Raw genomic sequence first — 5,483 nt, 5'->3', positions numbered from 1 at the left:
CGCCCTTTCACGGCGGAAACACGGGTTCGAGTCCCGTTGGGCGTGCCATTCCTTCTTCGATATAGTTGCTGGATACTTTGGTGTTGCGATTTCGCATCGCGTTTATGCTTGCCCGAAGAAGACAGGAAACTTTCAAGAGCTTTTCCGCAAGAAAAATCGATTTGGCGACAACTGATCCCTTGCGGGAATGAAAAGGCTTCTCTATAAGCCAGCTCGTCTTGGGCGCCCATCGTCTAGCGGTCTAGGACGCCGCCCTTTCACGGCGGAAACACGGGTTCGAGTCCCGTTGGGCGTGCCACTGTCTTTATTTATCAAAAACTTAGAGATGTGCCGGCATCGGCTTTTGGCCGCGAGCTCAGGCATTTCCGGTGCAACTGAAGCGCCGCACAGGCAATGTAGCCGCGCACCCATCCTCTCCAAGGATGCAGACGCTAATCGGGGAAGCGGTATTTAAAATGCTCGATCTCCGGGCCGAAAAGCCGTTCGATGCGTTCACGATCACCCGGTTTATAGTAGCTGCGGATATCGGGCCTCGTTGCGCTCGCCTTCGCTCTGACCAGAAAGCGATCATCAAACGGCAAGCCGAGTCTGTCGCATACGCTGCGTAGATCATCCGACAGGCACTCTTGCCGGCCTACGAAATCCACGACGATCTCGTCGTTCTTGGTGTAAAGCTGCCAGGACTTCCAGTTGATACGCTCCCTCTCGGCGGCGCCTTCTTCGATCAAGCGGAGCATTTGCGAGAAGCTGGGTCGGGTTTCCGATTTCCTGTAGTGCCAATTGTAAAGAGAAACGGCGCGCTCGAACGGATTGCGCACGAAGCAGAACTTAAAATACTGTTTCCAGGCAGAAGGATCGAAGGCCTCGATTTCACTCGCGCCCGAATGATCCGCGAGCTTGCCTGCAAAGCGCTGGCTGAGAGCAGCACCCGCCAATGAATCGACTTTGCCATTGCGGACGAGCGTTTGCGCGATCCTGAATGGAGAGAGATGGCGGAAGATTGCGATCATCGCCAGCCGATTGGGACTCGCTCCATTGCCGAGCGCATCCTTCCAGGACCCCAGTTGCAGGTCCCAAGGCCCGAATTCACGAGCGAGATACGCAGAGATCGTGCTGCCGGCGGTTTTTGGTACGTGGATGAAAATGAACTTATGGCGATGGGATATGATCATTACCTGGCCAACTCCTTAGCCCGGAACGTTGAACCCGCTGGTGGTTATGAAAAGCGGCGACGGCAGCAAGCTGACACCAATGCTCCGTATCCGCATCCTGTGCATTGTCTCGGTTCCGTAAGCCGCGGGGCGGCCGCCCCACCCTAGATTTCTGCTTGAGCGCCAATGGAAACTTTTCTCCCCCATGCCCACACCACCTTTTGGTTTAAGCGTTCGAGCTAGGTGACATCGGCCCTCACGGACAATTCCAAAGCGCTACCTTGCAGATTGTGGAGGCGAGCGTAGAGACCGCCCGGACGGTGCGAAAGTTCCTCGTGCGTCCCCTCCTCAACGACCATGCCCTCCTTCATCACGACGATCTTGTCAGCATTAACGACGGTGGAAAGCCGGTGGGCGATGACGATGACAGTGCGGCCGCTCATCGCCTCATCGAGTGCCTTCTGGACCGTTGCTTCCGACTCGGTATCAAGGGCCGAGGTTGCCTCGTCCAGAAGCAGAATGGGCGCGTCGCGAAGGAGCGCACGGGCGATCGACAGGCGCTGGCGCTGGCCACCGGAAAGAGTCATGCCTTGTTCACCGACCGGCGTATCGTAGCCCTGTGGCTGCGCGAGAATGAAATCATGCGCATAGGCAAGTCGCGCCGCTTCTTCGACTTCTGCGTCCGTTGCTTCCGGTCGGCCGTAGCGGATGTTGTCGCGGATAGAACCTTCAAAAAGGTAAGCTTGTTGCGAGACATAGGCGAGTCCGCTGCGTAGCGACTGCTTGGTGACGGTTGCTATGTCTTGCCCGTCGATCAGGATCGCGCCCGACTGCGGATCGTAGAAGCGCGGAATGAGGCTGATGATCGTCGACTTGCCGGCGCCGGACGGGCCGACAAGCGCGGTCGTCTTGCCACCTTCCGCATGGAAGCTGACCCCCTTCAGGATTTCCTCGCCATTGCCATAGGAGAACCGCACGTCGCGAAACTCGACGGTCGCCTTGCTGAAGGTCAGTTCGTTGGCGCCGGGCAGGTCTCGCTGATGCGGCACCGTGTCCAGAATTTCATAAAGCATGCGCGCGTTGACGGCGGCGCGCTCCAGGGACAGCTGCAGGCGAGCCAGGCGCCGGGCCGGATCGTAGGCCATGAGAAGAGCGGTCACAAAGGCAAACAAGGCACCCGGGGCCACGCCGCCGTAGATTGTGCGGAGCGCGGCATAAGCAAGCACACTCGAGATCGCCAGTCCTGCGAAGGTCTCGGTCAATGGCGCTGTCCGCTCGCTCAAGCGCGCGATGCGGTTGGCGCGTCCTTCCGCGCGCCCGATGATCCCGTCGACCTTGCGGCGCAACTCGTCCTCCATCGTAAAGGCTTTGACGATGGAAATACCTTGAATGGTTTCCTGCAACGCGCCTAGCACGCGGCTGTTGGCCTCGACCGCTTCGCGCGTCGCCAGACGCAGCCGCCTGGAAATGTAGCGAAGACCGAAGAGCAACGGCGGGGCCACAAGAACGATGATAAGCGACAGCAGCCAGTCCTTGCTGACCATGACGGCGACGAGACCGATCAACGTCAGGAGATCGCGAGCGATCGACGTGACCGTCATGTTGAGCACGTCGCGGATGCCGGCGACGTTTTGGTTGATCTTGGCGGTGAGCTGTGCCGAGCGCTTCTCCTGGAAGTAGCCGACGCTCAGCGCCATCAGGTGCACATAGAGACGGCGCTTGTAGCGTGCGACAATGCTGTTGCCGATTTTTGATAGAGCGACGGCTTGTCCGTAAGTCGCCAAGCCTCGCAGCACGAAGGCAGCAAAAATCGAGAAGCAGATAAGAATAACGGTGTCGCCCCGCCTGTTGGCGAAAGCTTCGTTGATCACCGTTTCGCTGATCCAGGCGATGAAGCCCGTCGTTGCAGCCACGACTATCAGGCAGGCGACCGCAAAAGCGTAGCCGCGGATATGGTCGCGGCCGTTTTCGGCAATGACGCGCTTCAGGATCCCGGTGGTCGTTTCGGAATCGATCTCGCGCTGTTTTCGATCCTTGACGTTCAAAAAGCCGTCCCTGCCACCATCCATTGCGTTCTGTGCACTGGCGCCGCGCTCCGCGTCTCTATAGTGCCTTGATACCATTTTGGCGAGTCTTGGCAGAGCCCAACCGCGCAGCTTGCACTGGCGCCACTCCCGCAATCTCTCGGCGCGGGAAAGGTCGAAGAGGCTTTCGCTTTGCCAATAATTTGTGTCTTCCCATGCTTTCGTCGCGTCGATTCTGCCGAGAGGGAAGGATTTGAAGGATCCTTTCCGCAATTTCTTGATGTCGGACCATATTTTATGCACTCTATAAGACAGCAATCATCCTCAACTCTTTGAAAGCAAGAAAATTGTTCGAGGGGATAAAGTCCGCCATACATTGGCGGCTGGCGAAGGACCTGAGGAAATCGGATCCTGACAAGGCTGCACGGCACCTGTTGCTGGCAGCAACGGCACGCGGCGCCGACGTTTCCAAAGCCAGGCGGGCCGTTGGATTTCTGGTTGCAGACAAAAGGTACTCGGACGCTCGCACTATTTGCCGAGAGCATATTTCTCGAGGCGATCCGTCCGGCTTTTGGCGACATTACGAGACCTTTGTCGAAGAGCTCGGAAGCTCTTTCCGACACCAGAAAGGGTCCCGCTCGAAAATCAAGGTTGCCCTGTTCAACGATACAGACTTCAGAGTGAATATCGGATGCCGGCTGACGAGCCAGGGTCTGAAGCGACAGATTCTGCATGCGTTCCCGGAGGCCGAGATAACGCCCATCAGTTTCAACTTCGCAGCCTTCAGACAGGAATTCGAGAGGAACACATCCACTGAACCGTTTGAGCTCCCGGACATCGGAAACCGACTTTCAGCTGCGTATGGCAAAGACGCCATAGATCATATAACGGCCGCCGATTTCGTAATTCTTCAGCCAGAGGGATCGTTGGACCACAGGACAACGGCAGAAGGACTTGCGACGTTCTTCACTCCTGTCCTTACCGCGAGAAAGCTGGGGAAACCATTCGCGGTATTGAACGGAACGATACCGATCTACGACGATGAACGATCCGGCTATCTCAGAACGCTCTTCCACGAACTCGGGCATGTCGCCGCCCGCGACGAAATCTCAGCGGAATTTTACGGAATCGAATTTCTGGCGGATGCTGCATTCCTTCGGATATCGCCAGGGCCCTCGGCCGAACGCGATGGTTGCCTGATAACCACCGGGGCCAGAAACAATGCCGAGGAAGATGTTGGAATCCTCAAGGCTGCACTGAGAGCTTGCGAAGCGTTGAGGCTTCGGCCTGTTGTTCTTACGCATGCGGTTGAGCGCTTCAACGCTCATGAGGCCGAGATCATTGCTCGGGGCGGCGTTTTTGCTGAGACAGCCGGCATAGAACATGCCGCCGGGACGATTTCAAAATGCCGCCTGCATATTGGTGGCCGCTACCACATGGCGATATTCAGTCTCCTCTGTGGCGTCCCTTCTCTCCTCTTCGACGTCAAAACGCACAAAAACCAATGGCTAGAGCAATACTCATCTCTGATAAAACTTGTGCATCCGCACACAGATCTCGCGGCGGCAGCCGTTACACTGAGGGATGGCGTGTCCCAGTACCATCGCGAAACAGATATGGCGGATAAATATCTTCGTTTCCTGAAAGGCGCCTATTGTTGAGCCGCGCCATGCTCGGAAGTCGAAGGGTCCGATGAATTCTCTCGCCTGTCGTCCCTCTCTCACTGACAACTCTCCCATATGAGAGCGGCGACGCCTGGGAGTCGCCGGACGCCGTGAGGTCTGGTCAAGGCAAGATTTTCGATGATGACGCCCGACCTCAGCAGACGCTGCGTCGTCAAGGCCGGTGCCATCGCTTTTCGCCCACTATCGCCATTGGCGATAGTGGGCGCCAGACAATGGCCTACCCTCAATCGGTGAAATCGTGTTCGTCCGCCCACCCACTGCCCATCTCAGAATTGCATCCGCTTCGGCATGCATCCTTGCTCTGATCTCGGCCGCCTCAACTTCATTGGAGGCGCATTGCGGCGATATACGCTCAAGAGCATTGAGAACTTCGTGCTTCAGTTCTGCAAAAGAGTTGTCCCTGACCTTACTGGTTACTAGGATTTTCACCAGTAACTCGAGGGTCGCAACCCGCAGCCGGTCATCGTCGATATGCAAACTTCCGTCCCCCGGTGGTTGCACTTATGCTTGCAGATTAACAGCGGCGTTTATCGTTTGCAATTTAGACTCGCGGTCTTGATTGGAGGCAAAGCCTCTTACAGCGCCGTGCGTCCTTTAGGACGCACAAAGGACGCTGTAACTCT

At 56.9% G+C, this 5,483-nt stretch carries 3 protein-coding genes and 1 tRNA gene; 2 read left to right on the top strand and 2 right to left on the bottom strand.

Annotated elements, in window-relative coordinates:
• The first annotated feature begins 222 nt into the window (after positions 1-222).
• Positions 223-298, top strand: a tRNA-Glu gene (locus tag GHK62_RS18895).
• Positions 299-431: 133 nt separating this feature from the next.
• Here the strand turns inward: GHK62_RS18895 and GHK62_RS18890 are convergent.
• Both GHK62_RS18890 and GHK62_RS18885 read right to left on the bottom strand, forming a co-directional pair.
• The gene (locus GHK62_RS18890; protein ID WP_153440668.1) at positions 432-1,172 is read right to left on the bottom strand and encodes a sulfotransferase family 2 domain-containing protein; all 741 of its coding nucleotides are present in this window, start codon (positions 1,170-1,172) and stop codon (positions 432-434) included.
• A 218-nt stretch (positions 1,173-1,390) separates the two neighbouring features.
• Positions 1,391-3,196 (bottom strand): ABC transporter ATP-binding protein, encoded by a 1,806-nt coding sequence (locus tag GHK62_RS18885; protein WP_153440667.1) that lies wholly within the window; start codon positions 3,194-3,196, stop codon positions 1,391-1,393.
• 326 nt (positions 3,197-3,522) lie between these two features.
• On the opposite strand from GHK62_RS18885, the gene GHK62_RS18880 reads away from it, so the two are divergent.
• Positions 3,523-4,836: a polysaccharide pyruvyl transferase family protein gene (locus tag GHK62_RS18880; RefSeq protein WP_167528298.1), complete on the top strand. Its 1,314-nt coding sequence runs from the start codon at positions 3,523-3,525 to the stop codon at positions 4,834-4,836.
• The last annotated feature ends 647 nt before the right edge of the window (positions 4,837-5,483 follow it).

The sequence above is a fragment of the Sinorhizobium terangae genome, assembly GCF_009601505.1.
Taxonomy (GTDB): domain Bacteria; phylum Pseudomonadota; class Alphaproteobacteria; order Rhizobiales; family Rhizobiaceae; genus Sinorhizobium; species Sinorhizobium terangae.
Note: the sequence above shows the minus strand (reverse complement) of the source record. Positions and strands in the feature narration are given on the sequence as shown.